This window comes from Butyricicoccus pullicaecorum, from assembly GCF_002160355.1.
Classification (GTDB): domain Bacteria; phylum Bacillota; class Clostridia; order Oscillospirales; family Butyricicoccaceae; genus Butyricicoccus; species Butyricicoccus pullicaecorum.
The window spans coordinates 48,009-71,245 of sequence record NZ_NFKK01000009.1 but is presented as its reverse complement, the minus strand read 5'-3'; the positions used below and the strand labels follow the sequence as shown (position 1 = coordinate 71,245).

Below are 23,237 nucleotides of genomic sequence, written 5' to 3'. Positions count from 1 at the left end.
TAAATTTAAAAACGTGATTTCAGAGGGACTTTAGAAAATAAAAAAGTCCTCCGTCCACAAACAGTTAGGGACGAAAGACAAACATTCCGCGGTACCACCCACATTCGGCACAGATTTGGCTGCGCCGCACTCATTTTTCGGATACAACATATCCTATCCCGTTAACGGAGGAATCCCGGCAAAGCCTACTGTGATTCAGCTCTGCGGCTCACGAGGGAACTTCATTTGGTCGGCGCCTGCGTCCACTTACAGTCTGGATGGACACTCCCTGAAAAGCGCGGGTGACGAAACTACTTCCTCGGTCATCGCTTTTTTCAATATACGCCTTTATTATATCACTCTGCTAAAGAATGTCAAGCGTGGTCGAAGATTTTTTTGAAAACTTTTGGGACAAGGGTTCTGTGCAGGTGAGGGGTGGACATAGACTTGGGACAGGTGATGCAAAATGGACGAAAAGAGCAAAGGTTTACAGGCATATGCACAGGCGATTTCCTGCCTGCCGCCGCGGCTGACACACGCGGCACTGAGTTTACCGGACGATATCCGACTACACGCGGAAGAATTGCGCCTGCGCGCGGGCCGACCGCTGTATTGGTGCGCAGGCGGTGTGGAACACGAGATTGCGGGTGAACCCATCCGCACCGAGGAATTGCGGGACACCCTGGCACGCGCCAGCCGGTGGTCGGTACATACCTATGAAGACCCCATTCGGCAGGGTTATCTGCCGCTTGCCGGCGGGCACCGCTTGGGCGTGTGCGGCACGGTGTCGATGGAAAGTGGACGACCAACCGGCGTGCGCACGGTGTCCTCACTGTGTCTGCGCATCGCGCGAGCCGTGCCGGGTGCGGCTGCGGCCTGCCTGGAGGACATACAGAACGGGGAACAGGTGCACGGCACGCTGATTTTGTCCCCGCCGGGCGGCGGCAAGACCACATTTCTGCGTGATCTCATTCGCCAGCTGTCGCAGCAGGGCATCCGGGTGGCGGTTGCGGACGAGCGCGGCGAGCTGGCAGCCATGCGCGGCGGGATGCCGCAGTTTGACCTCGGCCCTTCGTGCGACGTGCTCGACGGCTGCCCCAAGGCGGTCGGCGCTTTGCAGCTGGTGCGCACCATGACCCCGCGTGTGCTGGCGCTCGATGAGATCACCGACCCGGCCGATCTGGACGCGGTGCGCTTTGCCGCCAACTGCGGTGTGACCGTGCTGGCGACCATCCATGCCGCAGGTCATGAAGAGCTGACGCGCAAACCGTTTTTCCGTGCGCTGTGCGATACCGGAGCCTTTACCCGTCTGGTTGTGCTGACCGCCGACGGTGACCGGCATGACAGCCGGATTGAGCATCTGGAAGGAGGGAAGCCGCCATGCTGTTGACTGCAATGGGTGCAATGCTGACGCTGGGGGCATGTACGACACTGGGCATGGCGGCACGCGGCAAATTGCGCCGCCGTATTTCAGTCCTGTCGTCTATGCTGGATGCGTGTACGTTTTTGCGTGCCGAGATCGAAGGTCCACATACACCGCTGCCCGACCTGATCGAAGCCTTGGCGCACAGCCAGAACCCCGACCAGAGAAGACTGTTCGGGGAGATGAAAAAGCGGATGGAACAGTCTCCGGGGATGTCGCTCGGCTATCATTGGAGCAGTACGGTGCGTGATCTGCGGGAAGAATTGCAGCTTGGGGAGGAGGCGACAGCCATCTTGCGCGACGCGTCGGCATTTTTGGGACGGTATGACGCATCCCAGCAGCTGCAATGTCTGTCGTATGCTATGACCCGGTTGGAGAGCTGCCGGCAGCAGGCGTGCGAAGCTTACCGCAGACACGGCAGCGTCTACCGTACCTGCGGCATCGCGGCAGGCATTTTCGTGGTGCTGATTTTGATTTGACGGGAGGGAAGACCATGCAGGTCGATTTGATTTTCAAGATCGCGGCCATCGGCATTCTGGTCGCGGTCTTTAATCAGCTGCTCATCCGATCGGGACGGGAAGAGCAGGCCATGATGACCACCCTGGCTGGTCTGATCGTGGTGATGATGGTGCTGGTGCAGCAGATCAGCAATCTGTTTACACTGATGAAGTCGGTGTTTGGATTTTGAGCGGGCAGATGGTAACGCTGATCGGAGCGGCATTGGCCGCAGCCGTCCTGGCACTTGTGCTCAAAAAGGACAGCCCGGCGCTCGCGCTGATGGTCGCGGTGGCCGGGGTGCTGGTGCTGATGACCGGACTGATCGAACCGGCCGGGCAGCTCATCCACGCGGCCAAAAGTTTACTGTCCGAGCTGGACGGCTCTGAGACCATCTACGTTCCGATCATCAAGGCAGTCGGGATTGCGGCAGCGGTGCGGATTGCGGGTGCGGTGTGTCAGGATGCCGGACAGGCCGCGCTTGCAGCACAGTTGGAGCTTGCCGGAACGGCGGCAGCAATCGTGGTCTGTCTGCCGCTTTTGACCGAGGTGCTCGAGCTGGTCAACCGCATGATCGCCTGACGGACAGAGGAGGAAAGGCAGGAGGAAGATGAAATGGCATGTAAGATGCAGGAACGTGATGCGGCAGCTTGTCTGCCTTGTGAGCTGTATTTTTCTGTGTATCGGGATCGCGGGTGCGACCGATCAGACCACCGCTGCCGCGCAGCAGCAGGCGGACAGCCAGAGCGGTGTGCTGGTTGGCTCGCTGACCGGACAGTCGGCGGCACTCATGGATGGGGTCACACTGGACGACGGCGTGGGACAGGCGGCAGCCCAGCTTTTGGACAACTTGGAGGGCAGTGGACGGACGGCGTGGACGGCTGCACTGACAAGTCTTGGCAAATTGCTTGTAGTGGCGGTCATCTGCGGTATTTTGCAGAGTGCCCGCGCAGCGGCGGGCGGCAGCGACCTGCCAATTGTGACGATGGCGGGTGCATTGGGCATGACTGGGGTCTTTCTGAGCGACCTGAGCGGTATGATGACACTATGCGAGGATACCTTGCACGAGGTGTCGACCTTTTCCAAGGCCATGCTGCCCGTGATGGCCGGCGCGATCTCGGCGACTGGTGCACCGACGACCGCAACCGTACTGCAAGGGGTGACCATGTTTTCGTTCGACCTGCTTGTGCGATTTTTGACCGGACTTTTGCTGCCGGGCGTCGGCGTGTACATCGGGGTCGTGACCGTCAACACCGCGATCGGCGGCGGATTGCTCGGTCAGCTGGCCGGGTTTATCAAGTGGGTCATTACGGGCAGCATGAGACTGACCCTGACCGTGTTTATCGCCTACCTGACCATCTCCGGGGTCATTGGTGGCAGCGCAGATGCCCTTGCGGTCAAGACTGCCAAGTTTGCTGTATCCGGCTCGGTGCCTGTCGTGGGCGGTATCATCTCGGACGCTGCCGAATCCATGCTGGCAGGTGCTATGCTCATCCGCAATACGGTGGGCGTCATCGGTATGCTGTGCATCGCAGCGATTTGTCTGATTCCGTTTTTGAAGGTGGGCTGTAATTACCTGCTGTTTAAGGCCGGAGCGGCTGTACTGACACCGGTATGTGGCAGTGCGCTGTCCGGTCTGGTTGCTGGATTGAGCGATAGCATGGGACTGATGCTGGGCATGCTCGGCACCTGTTCGGCAATTTTATTTTTTGAACTGGTATTTTCCATCACGCTGGTGAATCCAATATGATAGAGCTGTTTCAAACCATGCTGACCGGCGTCGCAGCAGCGGCGCTGTGCGGCGGGGCGGCACTGGCACTGACCAGAGGCAACGCCTTGCGCGAGGTCATCCGTCTGGCGGGCGGGCTGGCTGTCCTGCTGGCCGTGCTCCAGCCGTTGACCGGACTGCGGCTGCCCGATCTTGCGGGCAGCATCCGCCAGACCGTGCAGGACAACGCAGCGCAGAGTGCGCAGTATCAGCAGGAGAATGAGGCGGTGCTGGCAGAGGCGGCCGTGCAGAGCGTTGCCGATTACATCGAGCAGCGCGCGGCACAGCTTGGCGTTTCCTGTACCGTGACCCTTGCAACCAGTCAGGACACGGACGGACGCACCGTCCTGACCGGGTTGACCCTGACCGCACAGAAAGCGAAACAAAGCGAGCGGGAGACAATTGAAAGCATGATCGTGTCGGAATGCGGCATACCAAAGGAGCTTGTGACATGGAACTGGATCGAATAAAAATGCAGGTGCGGGAGGGGCTTGGCAGGCTGATGCCGCGTCTGAGTCAGTATAAATATGCCCTGATCGTGCTGCTTGTGGGTATTTTGCTGTTGTACGCAGGCGGCGGCGCACGAGATAGACCGGAGTCGAGTCAGTCCAGCGGAACCGAGGAGGCAGGCTTTGATCTGGATAGTTTCGAACAGGAGCTGACCGATAAGCTCAGTAAGATTGCGGGGATTGGACGGGTGGAGCTCATGCTGTCGCTCGAACAGACCGGGGAATCGGTTTACGCCTCCAATATCCGAGAGTCGGAAAGCGGCAGCGAGAGCGGTTCGTATGAGAGTACCTTGTCAACGGTCTCGGATGGCAGTTACGGGGAACAGCCTGTGCGCATCAAGGAGACCTGTCCGACCTTTCGCGGCGCGGTCGTGCTGTGCGATGGTGCGGGCGCGAGTGGGGTGCGGTTGGCTGTGACCGAGGCGGTCGGCGCGGTCTGTGGACTGGGCGCAGATAAGATTTCGGTCATTCAGATGGGAACGGACAGATAAAACGAGCAGAAGGAGGCATATATTTATGGCAACGGGTAAAAAACGAGGTTTGGTATACGGTGTGATTGGCGTCATGCTGTGCGCGGCAATCTATCTCAACTGGAGCTATGTCCAGTCGCCCGAAGAACTGCTGGTCGCCGGACAGGCAGACGCCGAGCTGTCGGGGGCATCGGTGATGCAGAGCGGGTCGGAAGAAGAGACTGCGGCCGAGGAACAGGCAACTGTGACTTCGGGCAGCGATTACTTTGCACAGTCGAGACTGGCACGTGAGCAGGCGCGAGACGAGGCAATCAGCATTTTGCAGACCAGTTTGCAGGATGAGAAGGCCGACGAGAAGACCAAGGAGGATGCTGCAGGTCAGATCTCCCAGCTCGCGGACGATTCAGTGACCGAAGCGAGGGTAGAAAGCCTTATCAAGGCCAAAGGCTACGCGGATGCGGTGGTTTTCGTCAGTGCAGAGGCGGTGAATGTGATTATTCAGCCGCCCGAGGCCGGATTCCAGGCCGAAGACGCAGCCGTGGTGCGTGATATCGTCATGAGTGAGACCGGTGCGTCAGCCGATCAGATCAAGATCGTAGAGGCTTCATAAATAAATCTGTTTTGGGACTTAAATTTTTGCCGCTTGTGTGGTATAATACTTCAAATAGCTTTATTTTGAAGATTCCGCCAAAGGAGAGTGGCAGTATGGCAGAGCATAAGGATTATTGGGTCACTGCCGGTGACCAGGGTACGATCAAGATTTCTGAGGATGTCGTCGCGTCCATCGCGGCGCTGGCTGCGGCCGAGACCGAGGGCGTCGGCGGTCTGGCTGCCGGTCTGACGGCTGAGATTGCAAGCCTGCTGGGCAAGAAGAGCCAGAACAAGGGCGTGCGCGTGCAGCTGGGCGAGCAGGATACGGTCGGCGTAGAGCTGAGCATTCTGGTCGAGTTTGGCAAGAGCGTGGGCGAGGTTGCACTGGCCGTTCAGAAGGCTGTCAAGGCAGCGGTCGAGTCTATGACCGGTCTCAAGACTGCGGTTGTGAATGTCGTCGTGAGCGGTGTGACCTTCGATCAGCCCAAGCCGGCTGAGGAAACGCTGGCACCGGTTGAACCGTAACTTCATACAAAACAAAAAAGCACGCGTGAGCGTGCTTTTTTATTATACTTTTTCCGGTTTTCCGAGTTTGCGATACTGTGTAAAATACATGGTCAGGGAGGAAGCTGCACCGCCGACAAAGTTGCTGATGGGTTCTGCCAGGAAGACACCGGTTACACCAAGTCCGAACAGATGGGGGAGGATGAGCGTTAAGGGCACAACGATGATGATTTTACGGAAAAGAGAGAAGAAAATGGCATGTTTGGAACGTCCGAGTGCGACAAAGACCGACTGACCGGTAAATTGCAGGGACATCATAAAGTAGCCGAAGAAATAGAGATGCAGCGCGGGAATTGCGGCAGAGACCAGATTGGGGTCATCGTTAAAGAGCAGAACGAAGGGCGCGGGGAAGAAGAACAGGATTGCCCAGCATGCCGTCGCGTAGATGACGCCGGATACCACGGTGAAGCGGATGGCTTTTTTGACGCGCTCCCACTGAGATGCGCCGTAGTTGAAGCTGATGACCGGCTGTGCGCCGTTGGTCAGACCGCTGACCGGCATCTGGACGACTTCGCGAATGGCAATCAATACGGTCATAACACCGACGTAGAGATCGCCGCCGAAGGCCTGCGCGGTCGAGTTGCAGGCAATCTGCACGACACCGTTTGTGCCCATTGCGATAAAGTTGCTCATGCCGAGGCCGATGATTCGGCGAATGCGATGCCATTCCCAGCGGAATGCATGGGGACGCAGACGCAGAAGTGCACGTTTGCTGAACAGGAAGCCGAGTGCCCAGAGAGCGGAGACCGCCTGCGAGCAGATGGTAGCCAGTGCGGCACCGGCAACACCCATGTCAAGCACGAAGATAAACAGCGGATCAAGGATCAGATTGAGCACAGCACCGATGGAGACGGTCAGCATACCGATGCCGGCAAAGCCCTGGGTGTTGATGAAGTAGTTCATGCCCAGCGCGATCATAACGAAGATCGTGCCGACTAAGTAGATGCGCAGATAGCTTGTCGCATAGGGCATGGTCTCTGCGCTGGCACCGAACAAGGTGAGGATGGGATGCAAAAACAGTTCGCCCAGAATGGTGAGCAGCAGGCCGCAGCCGACCAGCAGGACAAAAGAGGTGTTCTGTACCTGTTCGGCTTCCTGAATGTCACCGCGTCCGCGTGCCATCGAGCAGATCGGCGCGCCGCCCATGCCAAACAGACCGGAAAAGGCAGAAATAACTGTGATAACCGGCATACACAGTCCGACACCGGTCAGCGGCAGAGCGCTATTTCCGATATGTCCAATAAAGACGCGGTCGACAACATTGTAGAGCACATTGACAAGCTGTGCCAGCATCAGCGGCACGGCCAAACGGATGATGTTACCCGACACGCTGCCGCGTGAAAAATCATTTTGCATCGGTGAAAATCCTCCTTGTTCGGAAAAAAGAACTGTATTCTTAAATTTATTATAACATAGATTTTACTGTTGTGATATACAAACGTGATACAAAAATTTTTCAAAACAGGGGGTTGACAAACGGGAAACACGAGCATATAATGCAGTACATAAAGTAACACAGCAAACCAATGAGTGAGAGGAGTAACCTCACAGAGTTGCTTGCAAAGAGAGCCGTGGATGGTGGAATCACGGTCAGGCACAGTGTGGTGAATGGACTCACGAGGGCGAGGGTGAAAGGCGTTTGCGCCGATTAGCTTTCGACGGGATCTCCACCCGTTACCAAGGGAGCATGCATGATGGTGCATGGAGCGAGCGGGTAAATATTTTTATTTACCAATCTGGGTGGTACCGCAGGAGTCAATTACAGCTCTTGTCCCTGAGAAAATCAGGGGCAAGAGCTTTTTTAATGCTTGCCGCCAGGCGCAGACCGACCATCAAAATACAAACCGAGCCGCAAGGCGCACTATTTTGGAGGTATTTACGATGAAAAAGAAGACGATTGCAATGGCACTGGCAGCACTGACCGCAATGATGAGCCTGACCGCGTGCGGCGGCGGACAAACCGCAGAGAGCACGACAGCGGACGGCGAAAAGGAACAGTACACGATTGGCGTTGTACAGTATGCGACCCACCCGTCGCTGGATAACTGCTATGAGGGCTTTGTGCAGGGGCTGGCAGCCGAGGGTTTTGTGGAGGGTGAAAACCTGACCATCGAGTTCCAGAACGCACAGGGCGATACCGGAAATTGTGATCTGATGGCAAAGACCATGGTCACCAACAAGGTTGACCTGCTGGCAGGCATTGCAACCCCGGCGGTTATGAGTGAGTACAGCGCAGCCAAGAATAGCGACATCCCGATCGTGTTCACTGCGGTTTCCGATCCGGTCTCGGCAGGACTGGTCAAGTCCATCGAGGAGCCGGGCACGAATTGCACCGGTACTTCGGACGTTCTGCCGCTGGAAGCACAGGTCAAGATGATTCGTGCATTCCTGCCGGACGCGACTAAGATCGGTGTCGTTTATACCACGAGCGAACCCAACTCGGTCAGCCAGCTGGAACGTCTCCAGACCATCGCAGCTGATAACGGCTTTGAGGTCATCGCAGTAGGCGTCACCAATTCGTCTGAGGTCGCATCGGCGGCAGCGTCGGTCGTTGCACAGGGTGCCGACTGCATCAATAACTTCACCGATAATAACGTCGTTGACAATCTGGCATCGGTTATCAAGGCAGCAAACGACGGCGGCATTCCGGTCTTTGGTTCGGAGATCGAGCAGGTCAAGAATGGCTGCCTGGCAGCTGAGGGCATTGACTATGTCGCACTGGGTGAGCAGACCGGCCGCATGGCAGCACAGGTGCTCAAGGGTGAGGACGTATCCACCATGCCGGTTGAGGAGATCAAGGAATCGACCCCGGTATATAACAAGACGGTTTGCGAGGCACTGGGTCTGACTCTGCCCGAGGCATATCAGAACGCGGAGGATGTCAGCGCATCGTAATCTCACCGCGAAACGCAAGAAAGGAACACACTTATGGATATTCTGCTTGGTCTGCTCGTCAACGTCCTGGAAGAGGGTCTCATCTATGGCGTTATGGCGATGGGCGTGTACATCACCTATAAAATTCTGGATTTTCCCGATCTGTCGGTTGACGGCAGCTTCCCGATGGGCGCGTGCGTGACTGCCGTGCTCATCACAGCGGGTGTCAATCCGTGGCTCGCATGCATCGGTTCGTTCGTGTGCGGTGCGGTTGCAGGCTGCGTGACCGGTCTGCTGCATGTCAAATTGCATATCAGCGATCTGTTGTCGGGTATTTTGGTGATGACCGGTCTGTACAGTATCAACCTGCTGATTACCGGTGGTCAGGCGACCATGCAGTTTTACAATCAGAATACCATCTTTACATCGGGCCCGGCAGCGCTGCTGCCAGAGGCGGTCAAGTCTTACCGCGTGATCATCGTCGCGCTGATCGCGGTTGTTATTGTTAAGGTATTGCTTGACCTGTATCTGAAAACTAAGTCCGGTCTGCTGCTGCGCGCAGCGGGCAGCAATGCACAGTATGTCGTCTCGCTCGGACGTGACCCGGGTAAGATGAAGATTATCGGTTTGGCCATTGGTAACGGCTGCGCCGCTCTGTCGGGCGGACTGCTCAGCCAGCAGACCGAGACCGCGAATATTGCAAGCGGTACGGGTATGGTGGTCATGGCGCTGGCTTCGGTCATCATCGGCACCAGCCTGTTTCGCCGTGTGAAGTTCATCAAGGCGACCTGCGCGGTCGTACTGGGTGCGATTTTGTATAAGGCTTGTTTGGTCATTGCGATGCAGCTTGGTCTGCCGACCAACCTGCTCAAACTGCTCATGGCAGTCCTGTTCACCGTCGCCCTGGTTTCTAATAATCTGGTCTCCAAGAGGAGGAAAAAGCAGTATGTCGATCCCGTCCAGCGCTGAGCGTGCACAGCATAACCTCGTGAGCATGCAGCATATTTATAAGACGTTTAACCCGGATACGGTCAGCGAGGTGACCGTGTTCCAGGACTTTAATCTGGATATTCCGCGTGGACAGTTTGTCTCGGTCATCGGCTCGAATGGCTCGGGCAAGACGACCATGCTCAATCTGCTGTGCGGCAGCATTCCGATCGATATGGGTGCGATCTATCTGGGGGGTAAGACGCTCAAGGGACTCAAGGAGTACCAGAGAGCGGGAAAGATTGGTCGTGTATTTCAGGACCCGTCCCGCGGTACCTGCCCGGAACTGACTATTTTGGAAAATATGGCACTTGCTGATAATAAGGGCAAAGTGTTCGGTCTGGGTCGAGGCGTCAATCGTCGCAGAATGGATGAATACCGTACCCAGCTGGAACGACTCAAACTCGGCTTGGAAGATAAAATGGATATCCCGGTAGGAAGTTTGTCAGGCGGTCAGCGTCAGGCATTGGCACTGCTGATTTCCACGATGACTCCGATTGAACTGCTGATTTTGGATGAACATACCGCAGCTCTTGACCCCAATTCGAGCGCAACGGTCATGGAACTGACCGATCAGATCGTGAAAGAAAAGAACCTGACTGCGCTGATGGTTACCCATAACTTGAAATTTGCCGTGCAGTATGGCAATCGTCTGTTGATGATGCATCAGGGTCGCGCTGTGATCGATGCGGCAGATGCGGAGAAGGAAAAACTCCAGATGAATGATATTCTGGAGAAGTTTAATACGATTAGTTTGGAACTTGGCAATTCACTTTAATCCCGCCCGTGGGCAAAATTAAAGTTTGGATCAAACCTTTTCAAAGGTTTGCGGAGTCTTGAGGCAGAGCCTCAAGTCGCGGCTCGCAAGCCGCGAAATCCCCTTTTTGATTCCGGTCTTTTGACCGGAATCAACCAAAATAAAAAAATAAAAGCGCGTCCACAGACGCGCAATTCTCTGGAAAGACCGTCCGACAGGACGGTCTTTCCTTTTGTGTTTTGTTTTAGTTGAAACCCGGGTTGGACACCGGGTTTCAAAAGGGGAGTTCCGGACTCTAGCACTCATTTTATCCGCGCTCGGCGCGGAAATAAGGATAGTGACCTACGGGCCGGAGTCCGGCTCAGGGCGCTGCCCTGAGAACCCGCAGCCTTTGAAAAGGCTGGCGAAACTTTTAGCGTTGGGTGCGGTGGTTTGGGTTAGGCTTGCGGTCTGGGATCGTCGTCGAATGCAGCTAGTGCATAGCGCAGCGCCAACATGAGCGCTTCTTTTTCCTCCGAAGAGTTCGACGCTTCAATCAAATCACGATACCGTCTGCTAACTGCGCCGCGCAGGTCATCCTGTTGTAAGTAGCGCCAGACCGGCTTTTTGGGTACAGTTTCATCCACAACTTCACAGCTCAAAAAGACCTGTCCCAATACCCGACGCAGGGCAGTGAGGTTTGGCTCATAGATGCGTTCACCGACCAGTGCAACCGTTGCACAAACGCGGTCATGATTTTTGGGAATGCGTTCAATAAGTACCTTCTGTAAACCAGTATCCGACGGGATGGGGGTCAAGTCAATTTCAATGCGGGAAAATTCCACAGCCTTGGATTCAATAAACTGAGCCTTGATGGTTTCGCCGATTTCAATGCGCAGAAAGCCTTTTCGACCGGTCTCGGTGCTCGCGACTGCACTCATACCACCCGGGCAGCAAAAGACTGTACCGCCAGCGCGGCGCAGACCACTGGGGGCGTGGTTGTGACCGGCAGCCAGATACGAGAATCCGCTGGCAGCGATCTCGTCGGGGGCATAGTGGTTGTATCCACCATCGGTTTTGAGGTCGGTATGCACCAGACAGATATTGACCGGACGGGAGAATTTGCGATGGGTGAGCGGAATGACCGCACTCTGATCGTGGAAGGCCGCACCCCAAACGGTTGCCGCCTCACCCAGATGGACAGGTTCCAGCGTGGACTGGGTGAAAACATGCACATTGGAAGGCAGAGCGGAAGTCAGGTAAGGACTGCCTGCGCAGATATGGTCGTGATTGCCGGGGGCGATCAGAACCGGACAAGCTGCCTGAGATAAAATAGACATTGCACGGGAAAAGACCGTTGCCGAGGGCAGCGGGGAGTCGAACAAATCGCCTGCGATCAGGATCGCATGCGCACGTTCCCGACCGGCTACGCGTACTGCGTGTTCCAGCGCAGCAAACTGCTTTTGCTGTGCGGACTCCGCAGCTTTTTGAGAGAGCATATCGAAAGCCGCGCCGAGGTGCAGGTCGGCGAGGTGGAGAAATCTGAGCATCGGGGAAAAAACCTCCTTATATCGTCCTTTTCATTATATCAGCGGCAGCAGGGGAATGCAACCGAAGACATTGGGAAGAGGAAAAGGCGCGAACAAAAGCAAAAGCCCGCTCTTTCGAGCGGGCTTTCACCGGTTGTCTCACAAAATAAGGGGGTAAAAATAGGGGGGTAAAGAAACATTTGAAAGAATGATGGCATTTCTTCTATCAGGAAGGGTTTGCGGCATCCCTTGCTGATGTACTAAGTATACCCCACAAGTCAGGAGGATATGTGAATAAAGTTTGAACGACCTGTGAACCTTTTGTATCCCTTTTTCTTAAATTGTGAACAAATCATTTCAGTCCCTAAATTATAGCGTTCCGCGGCGCTTTTTGGCACGAATATCGTCTCCAAAGAAGCGTAATTGTTCAAACTCACCGGTCAGACGGGAGGCGATGGCCGGGGAATAACGCTTTTCAAATTCCGCAGGCAGCAGGTTGGTGTTCACAATCATGGGACGGCGGCGCATGAGGCGGTCGGCGAGCAGGCCGTAGAGTGCCGAGACCGTGAACGCGGTCGCCATCTCGGTGCCCAGATCGTCAATGATGAGCAGGTCACACTGTTCATACTTGCGCACGCGGCGAGCGGCCTCGGACGCATCCGCAGCGCCGAACTTTACACTCTCGTAGCTGCTGAAGATACGGATGGAAGTGTCGTATGCGACCGAGAATCCGTGTTCGGATACGACTTTAGCGATACAGGAAGACAGGAAGGTCTTGCCCAGACCGGTCGAGCCGTAGAGCAGCAGATTGGGAGAATGTACCGAGAATCTGTCTGCATACGCGCGGCAGATGGACAGATTATATTCCATATTCTCGCGTGCCGACATGCCCAGACGGCCATCTGGCACATCGGAATAGTAATCCAGGCGAAAACGCTCAAAGTTCTGGTCTGTGATGGGGAGAATGGTGGATAGCTCCTCGGTCAGACGAGCAGCATAGCGTTTTTTGAGGCAATCACACGGCTCGGTACCGACATAGCCGCTGTCACCGCAGGTTTCGCACAGCGGTGTCTCATCCAGGTAGTTTGCGCCGAATCCATTCTGCTCAAGCAGCGCACGGCGCTGGGCTTGGAGTTCCAGATTGCGCGTCTTGAGCTGTTCGATGGCATCGGCCGGATCGTCTCCGGCAGCGAGCGCGGCGTGCAGGACGGCAGCTGCCGTGCCCGACAGTTCGCGGTCGATCTCGCGCACCCGGGGCAGACGGGCATAAACTTCTTCGCGGCGCTGCGCGAACAGTTCGGTGCGGGCGGTGTGTTCCCGTTCCATGTCCCGCAGGACGGAAGATAAAATCTCACGATTGTAGTGCATGGGTTATCCCTCCTCACGCGCAGCGCGGCGGCGCTTGACTTCTTCGAGCCATTCTTTTTCCCAGTCGGCCAGCTGAGCGGGCTGGGCAGATCCGGCAGCCGGGGCAGCGGTATTGCCGAATGGCGGCTCGGTGACCGGAGCGGCCGGTTGATTTTTGCGGATGGATTCCGGTTCCAGTGCGGTGATCTCAGCGACCGTGTGAACGCCCTTCTGATCCCAGGAGGACAGCATTTTGCGCAGATAGCTGGCCGAGAACTGACCGATACCGCGCTTCATGCGCTGGATTGCAAGCTGTAACGTGTCGGGCGGGAATCCCTTTTCCAGACAAAGTGCGATGAGCGAGCGCTCTGCGGCAGTCGGTGCACGACCAACCACGCCAAGCGTCTGGAAAAGTGCGTCACGCAGCGGTTTTTCGGCTTCGACTTCGGACAGATAGCGCTGCGCGTCGGCGGTGGTCAGGATGCCTTTGTCCGACCAGATGCAGGCTTCGCGCTCGATGTCGCGGCCCTTGATTGCACCCTTGTCACGATTCAAATAGCTCAAAAGCTCAATGATGACTTCTGCGGGCAGACCGATGTGATTGTATACCGTATATAAGGTGCGCTGTAAGGCATCGGTCAGCGGACGGCCGAGTATGCTTTCGGCGGTGTCGCAGACGGCGCGGAAGCGGTGGTCGTCCGCACGGGCGGCACGCAGCTCGGATGCCGTGTAGCGCGGCGCAGGGGACGGCGTGATTTCGGTGGCAGTGGGAGACTGCGCGATGGCAAGGTTGGTCAGGGTAAAGACCGCACGCTCAAAGCGCTCTTTGGACAGCCGCAAGTCACGCATGGCCTGGGTCTCTTGAAAGCGATTGCCGTGCCGTATAATATAAAGATAGAGCAGCGCGGCATCGCCGTCGCCGCATTGGATGAGCTTGTCCGCGATCTCGCAGCGGATGACGCGGAACTCGCTCTCGGGCATCAAAAGGGATGCAAGGCTCATGGAAACCTCCAAACAGGCAAAGTGAAAAAATGCCGCCCGACAGGGCGGTCTGAAACGAGATTATTATATCGTGTTTTGTCGGAATGTGCAAGGGGCGGGGCGAGACCGCGCATGACCAATGCCTGTTTGTATTGGCAGTGTTGGGCATATTGTGTTTCGGAATGTGGGACTTTGCAGGAAGAAAGCGGATTCTTTGTCCAAAGGGCGTAGAACATCCAGAAAATTCCCTATAAATTTTCTCAATTTGACAGTGAAATCCCGGACATGATATAGTATAATTATATCTGGATTGGTATGGGTGCCGCTGGCGCACCCGAACACGGAAATTGAAAGGACTAATTTCATGAGCCAAATTACGACAATCCTGCGTGGTGCACAAAAAGCCTACGAGACCCCTGTGCTGTTTCAGAGCGCGGGCGCATGGGTGAAGAGTGCGCTGGCAGAAGCGGGATTTCGGGAAGGGGTCATTGAGACGGCAGGAGACAACGTCCTGCTGATCGGTGCACCCTGTCCGGAACTGACCGCAGCAGAGTATCAGCGCCTGGTCCAGAACCATATGGCCGTCGGCGCAGATTTCACAGTGTTCGCCGCTCATATGCCGCCGCGCGATGCCGCCGACAGCATTACGCGCATTGCTCCGGATACTGTACCGGTCGTGTGCGCACGTACCGAAGCCCTTGCCGCCCTGCCGGACGGCGATCTGATCGCGGCTGTCAACCAGGCGATCAGTGCGGGTAAGTCGGTCGAGGTCGTTCTGGCCGAGCCGGTCGTGCCGGTTGTAGACGGCGTGAGCGCATTCGAGGCACAGAAGCGTCTGTGTGCGCGCATCAACATGCGTCACATTGCAGCAGGCGTACAGATTTTTGCACCCGACAGCGTGTACATTGCACCGGATGCAGTGATCGGTGCCGGAACGGTCATCCTGCCGGGAACGATCATTCGTGCAGGCTGCGTCATCGGCAGCGACTGCAAGATCGGCCCGAACAGCCTGCTTGAGCATGCTAAGGTCGGTGACCGCACGTCTGTCAACTCTTCTCAGGTTTATGAGAGCACCATCGGCGCAGATGCCACGGTCGGCCCGTTTGCTTATGTGCGCCCGGGCTGCAATGTAGGCAACAAGACCCGTATCGGTGACTTTGTTGAGCTGAAGAAGGCCGAGATCGGCAACGGCACCAAGGTTTCGCACCTGACTTATATCGGTGACGCAACCGTTGGTGAGCGTGTAAACTTTGGCTGCGGAACGGTTGTCGTCAATTATGACGGCTATCATAAATTCCATACTTATATCGGCGATGACTGCTTCATCGGCTGCAACACCAACCTTGTTTCTCCTGTTAAGCTCGGTGACCGTGTCTTCACGGCAGCGGGTACGACGGTAACCAAGGACGTGCCGGACGGCGCACTGGCAGTTGCACGCGCGCGTCAGACCACGCTTGAGGGCTGGAATGATAAGCGCCGCGCACGCATGGAAGCGGAAAAGGCTGATAAAAAATAAAAATGAATCTTAAAAATCAAAAAGAACAGTGTACGCAGGGGGTACAACACAAATGATTTCTCACGGTAAAAACATCAAGATTTTCTGCGGTAACTCTCACCCGGCACTCGCAATGCAGATCGCATCTGCACTGGGCCTGCCGCTCGGCAAGGCAACCGTCAACACCTTCTCGGATGGTGAAATTTCGGTTTCCATCGGTGAGTCTGTCCGTGGTTCGGACGTTTTCCTGATTCAGTCTACCTGTGAGCCGGTTAACAACAATCTGATGGAGCTGCTGATTATGATCGACGCATGCCGCCGTGCATCCGCTGGTCGAATCACCGCTGTTATGCCGTACTTTGGCTACGCACGTCAGGATCGTAAGAGCAAGGCACGTGATCCGATCTCTGCTAAGCTGATCGCTGACCTGCTGACCACCGCTGGTGCAGACCGTGTCCTGACCATGGACCTGCACGCAACCCAGATTCAGGGCTTCTTCAACATTCCGGTTGATAACATGATGGGCGCATCGGTTCTCATCCCGCATATCGCTGGTACCTTTGGCCTCAACCGCGACGATCTCGTCATCGTTTCCCCTGACCTTGGCTCGGTCAACCGTGCACGTAAGTTTGCTGAGAAGCTGGATCTGCCGCTGGCAATCATCGACAAGCGCCGCCCGAAGGCAAACGTTTCCGAGGTTATGAACATCATCGGCGACGTACGCGGCAAGAAGGTTATGCTGGTCGACGACCTGATCGATACTGCTGGTACTCTGGTACATGCAGCAGAGGCACTGGTTGAGAAGGGCGGCGCAACCGAGATTCACGCTTGCGCAAGCCACGGCGTTCTGTCCGGCCCGGCAATCGAGCGCATCCAGAACAGCCCGATCAAGACTTTGACCCTGCTTGACACCATCGCACTGCCGCAGGAGAAGATGATCGACAAGATCCACGTGCTGCAGGTTGCACCGGTATTCACCGAGGCAATCGCACGTATCTACGAGGAAGTTTCTGTTTCCCCGTTGTTCGACTAATTGAAGAACCCGGCGCATGTCGCGTCGCTTACCGAGAGAGCCTGGACACAACGCCCAGGCTCTTTTCACAGCAAGAAAGGAAGCAATATGAATATTTTAGCGATTGGGGACGTGGTCTCCAAACCCGGCCTTGATACGCTCAGACGGCTGCTGCGCACGCTCAAAAAGCAGCATGCCATCGATTTCACCATCGTAAACGGCGAGAATGCTTCGGGTGTGGGCATCACACCCGATCAGGCAGATGACATTTTTGATGCCGGTGCAGATGTCATCACGCTGGGCAACCACGTTTACAATAAGCGCCAGATCATCCCGTATCTGGACGACTGCTCGTACATCCTGCGCCCGGCCAATAACGCACCCCAGCAGCCCGGACGTGGCTGGGGCATCTATGATTGCAAGGGCTACCGCCTGCTCATCATGAACCTGATTGGCCGGTGCGAGATGGTCTTCGGCCCGGATAATCCGTTTTTGTGTGCCGACCGCATTCTGCGCGAGCAAAAGGGAAAATACGACCTGGCAGTCTGTGAGATTCACGCGGGTGCGACTAGTGAAAAGCTGGCTATGGGATTTTACCTGGACGGCCGATGCAGCGCGGTCTATGGAACCCATACCCATGTCCAAACGGCCGACGCAAGAGTCAACCCGAAGGGTACGGGCTATATCACCGATCTCGGCATGACCGGTCCCTTGTGGTCGGTGCTGGGTGTGGAACCCGAGCAGTCGATTGCCATGTTCCGCGGCGACCTGACCGAGTATTTCCGTGCCGCAGGCGGTGAGACCGCCCTGATGGGTGCAGTCTTTGATATCGACCAGTCGACCGGCAAGTGCCGCAAGGTCACACCGTTGTTTGAACGGCTGGGAGGCTGACGAGAACGACGGAAAGTCGTTGTATGGACAGTTTTTCCTAGATAAATGGACTGATATCTTTCGCAGAACGTAAAAAAACCGCTCAAACGAGCGGTTTTTCTTTTTATCTGACGGGCTTGCTTGTCCGCATACTGCGCCAGTAAAGCACAACGCCGCAAATTGTGACAAGCAGCTCGGTCACCGGGAAGGTCAGCCATACACCGGTGAGCGCAAAGAGTGCAGACAGCGCGAATGCCATGGGAACGATGAGCACCAGACCGCGCAGCAGCGAGATGCAGTGCGCGGGCAGTGCACGACCAATCGAGGTAAAGAAGAAGGAGAGCGCAATGTTGCAGCCTGCGAAGGGAATTGCGAGGAAGTACAGACGCAGACCATCTTCGGCGATCGACTGCAGTGCAGCATCCTGTGCGCTGTTGAATGCCGCGACGACCGGTGTGTCGCAGAAAATGAACAGGGCATAGATAGCAACCGAGAGTGTGAGCACGGTGACGATCAGATAGCGCATCAGCTGACGGATATCCGACTGCGCGTTGCGTCCATAAGCATGACTGAGCAGCGGCTGTACACCCTGAGCAATGCCGGTGAGCAGGGCGATGACCACGAGGGACAGATTGGCAACCACACCATAAGCTGCAACACCGGTATTACCGCACAGACCGAGAATGATGAAGTTAAACACCAGAATGACGATGCCGGAGGACAGCTCGGTGACCAGAGAGGGCAGACCGAGTGCCAGCATGCGTCCGATGAGGGACGGGGTGACCGGGCAGCGGCGCAGACCGAACCCTGCATGCTTGCGGTGGAAGGACAGTACAACCAGACTGATGCACGGTGCCAGACCGGTTGCCAGAACGGCACCGAAAATGCCCATCTGACAGGGGAAGATGAACACATAGTCCAAAATAATGTTGGAAAAACTGCCCGCGAGCATGGCGGTCATGGACAGACGGGGAGAACCGTCATTGCGCACAAAGCAGACCAGAATGTCGTTGAGCAGGAAGGCAGGCGAGAAGAGCAGAATGACGCGCAGATAGGTTGCGGTCATGGTGAGCACCTGCGCATCGGCACCAAGCAGGGATGCGAGTGGCGTGGGAAAGAATAAACCAGCCGAGACAAAAATGATTGCGAGCAGCACAGCAGGATAGACCGAACTGACAAACGCTGCCGACGCGCCGTCGTTGTCTCGTTGGCCGCGGCAGATCGAGTACCGGGTCGCACCGCCCATGCCGAGCATCAGACCGCAGCCGTGCACCAAACTGTAAATCGGGATGGCGAGATTGAGCGCGGTCAGACCGTCAGCGCCCAGACCTTGAGCGATAAAAAAGGTGTCGGCTAAGATGTAGCAGGAAAAGCCGAGCATGCCGAGTGCGTTGAGCGAAGCATACCGGGCGAATTCCCGGAACGCATGTTTCATTGAAAATACCCCCTAAAACAAATAAAAACGCCGGTGTTCTGTATCTTCAAAGGCCTACGATACAGAATCCAAGCGTTTACGGTCCGCTATCCGGCGATAACGAACGAGATAAGGATAACATGTGTGTGCGGGAATGTCAAGACAGGGGAAAAAGAAAACCGCTCCGAAAAGCGGAGCGGTTTTGTTTGCATGTTTTACGATCAGTCGATGGTGATGACCTGATCGCGCGCCGGGCCAACACCCAGCATGGTGACCTTGCAGCCGCAGATGCGCTCGAGGGCTGCGATATAGTCCTTGACCGACTGGGGCAGTTCGTCGTAGGTGCGGCAAGCGGTGATATCCTCATCGAAGCCGTCGAACTCCTCGTAGATCGGGGTGCAGTGCTCGAGATCAGCGAAGTTTGCCGGGAACTCGGTGATGCGCTGGCCGCCGAGATCGTAAGCGACACAGACCTTGAGCTTGGGCAGACCGCGCAGGGGGTCGATCTTGTTGATGACCATTTCGGTCAGACCGTTAACGCGAACGGCATAGCGTGCGATGACTGCATCGAACCAACCGGTACGGCGTGCACGGCCGGTAACCGTACCAAACTCGCCGCCGGCATTGCGGATGTAGTCGCCGGTCTCGTCGAACAGCTCGGTCGGGAAGGGACCCTTGCCGACGCGGGTGGTGTAGCTCTTGAAGATACCCATGATATCGGTGATGGCAGAGGGGCCAACACCTGAACCGATGCAGCAGCCGCCAGCGATCGGATGGGACGAAGTAACATAGGGGTAGGTACCCATATCGAGATCGAGCAGCGTACCCTGAGCGCCCTCAAACAGAACGAACTTGCCGTCCTTGATGGCCTCGTAGGTTAGAATGGAGGTGTCACGAACATGTGCGCGCAGACGCTCTGCATAGGTGCGGTACTCCTCGAGAACGGCCTCGATGTCGATGGGCTCACCGCCGTAAACACCGGTGATGACCTTGTTCTTGCGTGCGCAGGCTGCACGCATCACGTTTTCAAAACGGTTGGGATCGATGAAGTCGTGCATGCGCACGCCGATGCGCTCAGCCTTGTCCATGTAGGTGGGGCCGATGCCCTTCTTGGTGGTGCCGATATCGTCGCCGCCGCGAGCCTTTTCGGACAGGGCATCCAGTTCGAGGTGCCAGGGCAGGATACAGTGGCAGCGTGCGTCGATGAACAGCTTGTCTGCCTTGACGCCCTTTTCTGCCAGACCGTCGATCTCACGCAGGATGTTGCGCGGGTCTACGACGACGCCCGGGCCGATGATGTTGATGCAGTCGGGGTAGAGGATACCCGAGGGAATGAGCTGCAGTTTGTACTTTTCACCATCAACAACGACCGTATGACCGGCGTTGTTGCCTCCCTGGCTGCGCACCACAAGATCGGCGTGTGCCGCAAAGATGTCGATGAATTTGCCTTTGCCTTCGTCGCCCCACTGAGCGCCTAAGATTACTTTGCCAGGCATAACTAGAAAGCCCCTTTCACAGATAGAAAAAATGAACAGGAAGGGAAGAAATCCCATCCTTTGGTATTGAATACAGGTTTTGCGATGCCGGAACGCATCCGGCATACATTCCATATTATAACGCAATCGGGTCCGCAGTACAATAGGACGGGTGTAAATTTTCGTATTTTGACAAAAAAACAGAGGAGGAAAGGGCGAAATAATGGTGAAAACCATGTGATTCGAGGAGTTTCACGCGGGAGTGCACAGCGTGCGGAACGAGCGGGTGAAATCGACAGAAGGGCTTAAAAAAAGAGTCCGGCTATGGTATAATAGGTACAATCGAAAAAAATCAGGGAATTTTTCAGGAGGTTCCGATCAGATGATACACTATTTGGACAACGCCGCCACCTCGCGTGTGCTGCCTGCGGCTGCCGAGGCAGCGATGCACATGATGCGCGAGGAATTTGGCAATCCGTCGTCCCTGCATAAAATGGGCATTGAGGCTGCGCGGGTGCTCAAGGACAGCCGGGAGGCCGTTGCAGCTGTTCTGGGCGGCACAGCTGCCGAGACGTACTTTACTTCGGGCGGTACCGAGAGCATCAATACCGCGATTTTCGGTGCGGCACGCAAAAATCGCCATGCCGGACGACATATCGTAACCACGGCCATCGAGCACGCGGCGACCTTGAATGCCTGCCGCAGACTGGAAAGCGAAGGCTTCGAGGTGACTTACGTCCAGCCGACCGCGGACGGTCACATTCTGGCCGAAGATATGGAAAACGCCATGCGTGAGGATACCATTCTGGTGTCCTGCATGCTGGTCAATAACGAAGTGGGCACGGTTCTGCCGGTTGCAGAGATCGGACGCGCACTGAAACGCAAGAATCCGTCTGCACTGTTCCATGTGGACGCAGTACAGGGACTGTTCCGCCTGCCGCTCACACCCAAGAAGTGGAACTGTGACCTGCTCAGCGTCAGCGGCCATAAGATCGGCGCACCCAAGGGCATCGGTGCACTGTATATGAAGCGCGACGTGCGCCTCGCGCCGTACATCGTGGGCGGCGGTCAGGAGAGCGGCTTCCGCTCGGGCACCGAACCCATGCCGCAGATTGCAGCCTTTGCCGCAGCCTGCCGCGAGCGTGCCGCGCAGATGACCGAGGACGTTGCACATGTTGCCATGCTCAAGGACTACCTGACCGAGCAGGTAAATGCAAAATTTGATTTTGTGCAGTGGAACGGACAGGGAGACGTGCCCCATGTCGTCAATCTGTCGCTGCCCGGATGCAAGAGCGAGGTCATGCTGCGCGTGCTCGAATCCAAGGACGTGTTTGTCTCGGCCGGTTCGGCCTGCTCGAAGGGCAAGGAAAGCCCGGTGCTGCGCGCCATGGGACTGGATAAAAAGCGCATCGACAGCGCACTGCGCATCTCGTTTGCACCCTTTAACACCAAAGAAGACGTGGACGCGCTGCTGGAAGGATTGGAAGCGGGCGTGCGCATGCTCAGACGATAAAGAAGAAAGGATTATCCCTCTATGAAAGAAGTATTGCTGCTCAAGTGCGGTGAGATCGTGCTCAAGGGTCTCAACCGTAAGAAGTTCGAAGACCGCCTGCTCGGCAACATCAAGCGCCGCTTGAAGCATATCGGTGACTGCACGGTGACCATGCGCCAGTCGGTTATCTATGTTGAGATTCCCGAGGGCGTAGACGGTGATGCCGTCATGGATGCCGTGCTCAAGATTTTCGGTATCGCACTTATCTGCCGCGCAGCTGTGTGCGAAAAGACGCTGGAATCCATGCAGGCGACCGCAGAGTCCTACCTGGCCGACCGCATTGCCGATGCCAAGTCGTTTAAGGTCGAGACCAAGCGCGGCGACAAGCGTTTCCCGATGACCTCGGTACAGGTTTCCCAGCATCTGGGTGGTGAGCTGGCTGAAAAGTACAAGCACATGAAGCCGGACATGCATCATCCGGAGCTGACCATCCACTTTGAGATTCGCGACCAGTATGCGTTCGTTCATCCGGGGCCGGTACAGGGCGCAGGCGGTATGCCGGTCGGCACCAATGGCCGTGCAGCCCTGCTGCTGTCGGGCGGTATCGACTCGCCCGTTGCAGGCTATATGATGACCAAGCGCGGTCTGGAACTGATTGGCATTCACTTTTTCAGCTATCCGTACACCTCGGACCGTGCCAAGGAAAAGGTCTTTGAGCTGGGACGCAAGCTGACCGCATACTGTGGCCGTATGCCCATTCTGGTCGTACCGTTCACCAAGATTCAGGAAGAGATCCGCGACAAGTGCCATGAGGAGCTGTTTACGCTCATTATGCGCCGCTTTATGATGCGCATTGCCGAAAAGCTGGCCATTCAGTACGAGTGCGGCGGCTTGATTACGGGCGAGAGTCTAGGACAGGTTGCAAGCCAGACTATGCCGGCGATGGCGGTTACCAATGCGGTCTGTGAGACGCTGCCGGTCTTCCGTCCGGTTATCGGCATGGATAAGGAAGAAATCGTGCAGATTGCACGCAAGATCGATACCTTTGAGACCTCTATTCTGCCGTATGAGGATTGCTGCACGGTCTTCACGCCCAAGCATCCGAATACCAAGCCCAAGATGCCCAAGATTCTGGAAGCCGAGTCGCATCTGGATGTTGAGGCACTGGTAGATGAGGCAGTACAGAACACCGAGCGGGTGATCGTCTGATCATTTCCAACCATTTC

General features: G+C 56.1%; 23 protein-coding genes and 2 other annotated features. Of the genes, 17 read left to right on the top strand and 6 right to left on the bottom strand.

Annotated features, from left to right (window positions below):
• Nucleotides 1–63: 63 nt before the first annotated feature.
• Nucleotides 64–315 (bottom strand) — a binding site (T-box leader).
• Nucleotides 316–445: 130 nt separating this feature from the next.
• From B5F17_RS08780 to B5F17_RS08740, 9 genes are all read left to right on the top strand, one after another.
• Nucleotides 446–1,369 carry an AAA ATPase domain-containing protein gene (locus tag B5F17_RS08780; protein ID WP_087373095.1) on the top strand — a complete coding sequence of 308 codons (924 nt, stop codon included), beginning with the start codon at nucleotides 446–448 and terminating at the stop codon, nucleotides 1,367–1,369.
• Nucleotides 1,360–1,881 (top strand): stage III sporulation protein AB, encoded by a 522-nt coding sequence (locus B5F17_RS08775; protein ID WP_087373093.1) that lies wholly within the window; start codon nucleotides 1,360–1,362, stop codon nucleotides 1,879–1,881. The genes B5F17_RS08780 and B5F17_RS08775 overlap by 10 nt, the downstream gene beginning before the upstream one ends.
• A gap of 14 nt (nucleotides 1,882–1,895) precedes the next feature.
• On the top strand, nucleotides 1,896–2,090 hold the full coding sequence (gene spoIIIAC / locus B5F17_RS08770) for a stage III sporulation protein AC (RefSeq protein WP_016146351.1): 195 nt from the start codon (nucleotides 1,896–1,898) through the stop codon (nucleotides 2,088–2,090).
• Nucleotides 2,087–2,479 carry a SpoIIIAC/SpoIIIAD family protein gene (locus B5F17_RS08765; RefSeq protein WP_162608134.1) on the top strand — a complete coding sequence of 131 codons (393 nt, stop codon included), beginning with the start codon at nucleotides 2,087–2,089 and terminating at the stop codon, nucleotides 2,477–2,479. The genes spoIIIAC and B5F17_RS08765 overlap by 4 nt, the downstream gene beginning before the upstream one ends.
• A 79-nt stretch (nucleotides 2,480–2,558) precedes the next feature.
• On the top strand, nucleotides 2,559–3,647 hold the full coding sequence (locus tag B5F17_RS08760) for a stage III sporulation protein AE (protein WP_162608133.1): 1,089 nt from the start codon (nucleotides 2,559–2,561) through the stop codon (nucleotides 3,645–3,647).
• On the top strand, nucleotides 3,644–4,135 hold the full coding sequence (locus B5F17_RS08755) for a hypothetical protein (RefSeq protein WP_087373085.1): 492 nt from the start codon (nucleotides 3,644–3,646) through the stop codon (nucleotides 4,133–4,135). The genes B5F17_RS08760 and B5F17_RS08755 overlap by 4 nt, the downstream gene beginning before the upstream one ends.
• Entirely contained in the window at nucleotides 4,117–4,665 is a 549-nt protein-coding gene (locus B5F17_RS08750) for a SpoIIIAG-related protein (RefSeq protein ID WP_143287716.1), read from the top strand. The genes B5F17_RS08755 and B5F17_RS08750 overlap by 19 nt, the downstream gene beginning before the upstream one ends.
• Nucleotides 4,666–4,690: 25 nt before the next feature.
• Nucleotides 4,691–5,254, top strand: a complete 564-nt coding sequence (locus tag B5F17_RS08745; RefSeq protein WP_087373081.1) for a SpoIIIAH-like family protein — start codon at nucleotides 4,691–4,693, stop codon at nucleotides 5,252–5,254.
• 95 nt (nucleotides 5,255–5,349) lie between these two features.
• Entirely contained in the window at nucleotides 5,350–5,760 is a 411-nt protein-coding gene (locus tag B5F17_RS08740) for an Asp23/Gls24 family envelope stress response protein (protein ID WP_087373078.1), read from the top strand.
• Nucleotides 5,761–5,802: 42 nt separating this feature from the next.
• Here B5F17_RS08740 and B5F17_RS08735 read toward each other — a convergent pair whose 3' ends face one another.
• Entirely contained in the window at nucleotides 5,803–7,155 is a 1,353-nt protein-coding gene (locus B5F17_RS08735; RefSeq protein ID WP_087373075.1) for an MATE family efflux transporter, read from the bottom strand.
• Nucleotides 7,156–7,316: 161 nt separating this feature from the next.
• Nucleotides 7,317–7,578, top strand: a binding site (T-box leader).
• Between the two features lie 102 nt (nucleotides 7,579–7,680).
• Here B5F17_RS08735 and B5F17_RS08730 point away from each other — a divergent pair.
• The 3 genes from B5F17_RS08730 to B5F17_RS08720 are packed head-to-tail and all read left to right on the top strand — an operon-like array spanning nucleotide 7,681 to nucleotide 10,438.
• Nucleotides 7,681–8,694, top strand: coding sequence for an ABC transporter substrate-binding protein (locus B5F17_RS08730; RefSeq protein WP_016146359.1), 1,014 nt, complete (start codon nucleotides 7,681–7,683; stop codon nucleotides 8,692–8,694).
• Nucleotides 8,695–8,727: 33 nt separating this feature from the next.
• Nucleotides 8,728–9,642, top strand: a complete 915-nt coding sequence (locus B5F17_RS08725) for an ABC transporter permease (RefSeq protein WP_016146360.1) — start codon at nucleotides 8,728–8,730, stop codon at nucleotides 9,640–9,642.
• On the top strand, nucleotides 9,620–10,438 hold the full coding sequence (locus tag B5F17_RS08720) for an ABC transporter ATP-binding protein (protein ID WP_016146361.1): 819 nt from the start codon (nucleotides 9,620–9,622) through the stop codon (nucleotides 10,436–10,438). The genes B5F17_RS08725 and B5F17_RS08720 overlap by 23 nt, the downstream gene beginning before the upstream one ends.
• A gap of 416 nt (nucleotides 10,439–10,854) precedes the next feature.
• Here B5F17_RS08720 and B5F17_RS08715 read toward each other — a convergent pair whose 3' ends face one another.
• From B5F17_RS08715 to B5F17_RS08705, 3 genes are all read right to left on the bottom strand, one after another.
• Nucleotides 10,855–11,946, bottom strand: coding sequence for a metallophosphoesterase family protein (locus tag B5F17_RS08715; protein WP_087373072.1), 1,092 nt, complete (start codon nucleotides 11,944–11,946; stop codon nucleotides 10,855–10,857).
• A gap of 348 nt (nucleotides 11,947–12,294) precedes the next feature.
• A complete protein-coding gene (locus B5F17_RS08710) occupies nucleotides 12,295–13,293 on the bottom strand; it encodes an ATP-binding protein (protein WP_087373070.1) in 999 nt (332 codons plus the stop codon).
• A 3-nt stretch (nucleotides 13,294–13,296) separates the two neighbouring features.
• Complete coding sequence (locus B5F17_RS08705) at nucleotides 13,297–14,274, bottom strand: DnaD domain-containing protein (RefSeq protein WP_087373068.1); 978 nt, start codon at nucleotides 14,272–14,274, stop codon at nucleotides 13,297–13,299.
• Nucleotides 14,275–14,617: 343 nt separating this feature from the next.
• Between B5F17_RS08705 and B5F17_RS08700 the strand changes: the two genes are divergently transcribed.
• The 3 genes from B5F17_RS08700 (at nucleotide 14,618) to B5F17_RS08690 (ending at nucleotide 17,651) form a co-directional block, all read left to right on the top strand.
• Nucleotides 14,618–15,769, top strand: a complete 1,152-nt coding sequence (locus B5F17_RS08700; RefSeq protein ID WP_087373066.1) for a DapH/DapD/GlmU-related protein — start codon at nucleotides 14,618–14,620, stop codon at nucleotides 15,767–15,769.
• Between the two features lie 52 nt (nucleotides 15,770–15,821).
• On the top strand, nucleotides 15,822–16,781 hold the full coding sequence (locus B5F17_RS08695) for a ribose-phosphate pyrophosphokinase (RefSeq protein ID WP_016146366.1): 960 nt from the start codon (nucleotides 15,822–15,824) through the stop codon (nucleotides 16,779–16,781).
• Nucleotides 16,782–16,868: 87 nt separating this feature from the next.
• Entirely contained in the window at nucleotides 16,869–17,651 is a 783-nt protein-coding gene (locus tag B5F17_RS08690; protein WP_087373063.1) for a TIGR00282 family metallophosphoesterase, read from the top strand.
• Between the two features lie 103 nt (nucleotides 17,652–17,754).
• Here the strand turns inward: B5F17_RS08690 and B5F17_RS08685 are convergent, their stop codons facing one another.
• Both B5F17_RS08685 and B5F17_RS08680 read right to left on the bottom strand, forming a co-directional pair.
• Nucleotides 17,755–19,065, bottom strand: coding sequence for an MATE family efflux transporter (locus B5F17_RS08685; RefSeq protein WP_087373060.1), 1,311 nt, complete (start codon nucleotides 19,063–19,065; stop codon nucleotides 17,755–17,757).
• A 200-nt stretch (nucleotides 19,066–19,265) separates the two neighbouring features.
• Nucleotides 19,266–20,540, bottom strand: coding sequence for an adenylosuccinate synthase (locus B5F17_RS08680; protein ID WP_087373057.1), 1,275 nt, complete (start codon nucleotides 20,538–20,540; stop codon nucleotides 19,266–19,268).
• Between the two features lie 361 nt (nucleotides 20,541–20,901).
• Here B5F17_RS08680 and B5F17_RS08675 point away from each other — a divergent pair, with 361 nt between their 5' ends.
• Both B5F17_RS08675 and thiI read left to right on the top strand, forming a co-directional pair.
• Nucleotides 20,902–22,032, top strand: a complete 1,131-nt coding sequence (locus B5F17_RS08675; RefSeq protein ID WP_087373055.1) for a cysteine desulfurase family protein — start codon at nucleotides 20,902–20,904, stop codon at nucleotides 22,030–22,032.
• Between the two features lie 21 nt (nucleotides 22,033–22,053).
• The gene (gene thiI / locus B5F17_RS08670; protein WP_016146372.1) at nucleotides 22,054–23,220 is read left to right on the top strand and encodes a tRNA uracil 4-sulfurtransferase ThiI; all 1,167 of its coding nucleotides are present in this window, start codon (nucleotides 22,054–22,056) and stop codon (nucleotides 23,218–23,220) included.
• Nucleotides 23,221–23,237: the final 17 nt, after the last annotated feature.

Bases quoted from the DNA above. Each gene is read 5' to 3' on its own strand.
- B5F17_RS08680 (WP_087373057.1), bottom strand. From the start codon at position 20,540: ATGCCTGGCAAAGTAATCTTAGGCGCTCAGTGGGGCGACGAAGGCAAA.
- B5F17_RS08780 (WP_087373095.1), top strand. From the start codon at position 446: ATGGACGAAAAGAGCAAAGGTTTACAGGCATATGCACAGGCGATTTCC.
- B5F17_RS08730 (WP_016146359.1), top strand. From the start codon at position 7,681: ATGAAAAAGAAGACGATTGCAATGGCACTGGCAGCACTGACCGCAATG.
- spoIIIAC (WP_016146351.1), top strand. From the start codon at position 1,896: ATGCAGGTCGATTTGATTTTCAAGATCGCGGCCATCGGCATTCTGGTC.
- B5F17_RS08725 (WP_016146360.1), top strand. From the start codon at position 8,728: ATGGATATTCTGCTTGGTCTGCTCGTCAACGTCCTGGAAGAGGGTCTC.
- B5F17_RS08740 (WP_087373078.1), top strand. From the start codon at position 5,350: ATGGCAGAGCATAAGGATTATTGGGTCACTGCCGGTGACCAGGGTACG.
- B5F17_RS08750 (WP_143287716.1), top strand. From the start codon at position 4,117: ATGGAACTGGATCGAATAAAAATGCAGGTGCGGGAGGGGCTTGGCAGG.
- B5F17_RS08745 (WP_087373081.1), top strand. From the start codon at position 4,691: ATGGCAACGGGTAAAAAACGAGGTTTGGTATACGGTGTGATTGGCGTC.
- B5F17_RS08695 (WP_016146366.1), top strand. From the start codon at position 15,822: ATGATTTCTCACGGTAAAAACATCAAGATTTTCTGCGGTAACTCTCAC.
- B5F17_RS08710 (WP_087373070.1), bottom strand. From the start codon at position 13,293: ATGCACTACAATCGTGAGATTTTATCTTCCGTCCTGCGGGACATGGAA.
- B5F17_RS08690 (WP_087373063.1), top strand. From the start codon at position 16,869: ATGAATATTTTAGCGATTGGGGACGTGGTCTCCAAACCCGGCCTTGAT.
- B5F17_RS08715 (WP_087373072.1), bottom strand. From the start codon at position 11,946: ATGCTCAGATTTCTCCACCTCGCCGACCTGCACCTCGGCGCGGCTTTC.
- B5F17_RS08735 (WP_087373075.1), bottom strand. From the start codon at position 7,155: ATGCAAAATGATTTTTCACGCGGCAGCGTGTCGGGTAACATCATCCGT.
- B5F17_RS08755 (WP_087373085.1), top strand. From the start codon at position 3,644: ATGATAGAGCTGTTTCAAACCATGCTGACCGGCGTCGCAGCAGCGGCG.
- B5F17_RS08705 (WP_087373068.1), bottom strand. From the start codon at position 14,274: ATGAGCCTTGCATCCCTTTTGATGCCCGAGAGCGAGTTCCGCGTCATC.
- B5F17_RS08700 (WP_087373066.1), top strand. From the start codon at position 14,618: ATGAGCCAAATTACGACAATCCTGCGTGGTGCACAAAAAGCCTACGAG.
- B5F17_RS08720 (WP_016146361.1), top strand. From the start codon at position 9,620: ATGTCGATCCCGTCCAGCGCTGAGCGTGCACAGCATAACCTCGTGAGC.
- thiI (WP_016146372.1), top strand. From the start codon at position 22,054: ATGAAAGAAGTATTGCTGCTCAAGTGCGGTGAGATCGTGCTCAAGGGT.
- B5F17_RS08775 (WP_087373093.1), top strand. From the start codon at position 1,360: ATGCTGTTGACTGCAATGGGTGCAATGCTGACGCTGGGGGCATGTACG.
- B5F17_RS08685 (WP_087373060.1), bottom strand. From the start codon at position 19,065: ATGAAACATGCGTTCCGGGAATTCGCCCGGTATGCTTCGCTCAACGCA.
- B5F17_RS08675 (WP_087373055.1), top strand. From the start codon at position 20,902: ATGATACACTATTTGGACAACGCCGCCACCTCGCGTGTGCTGCCTGCG.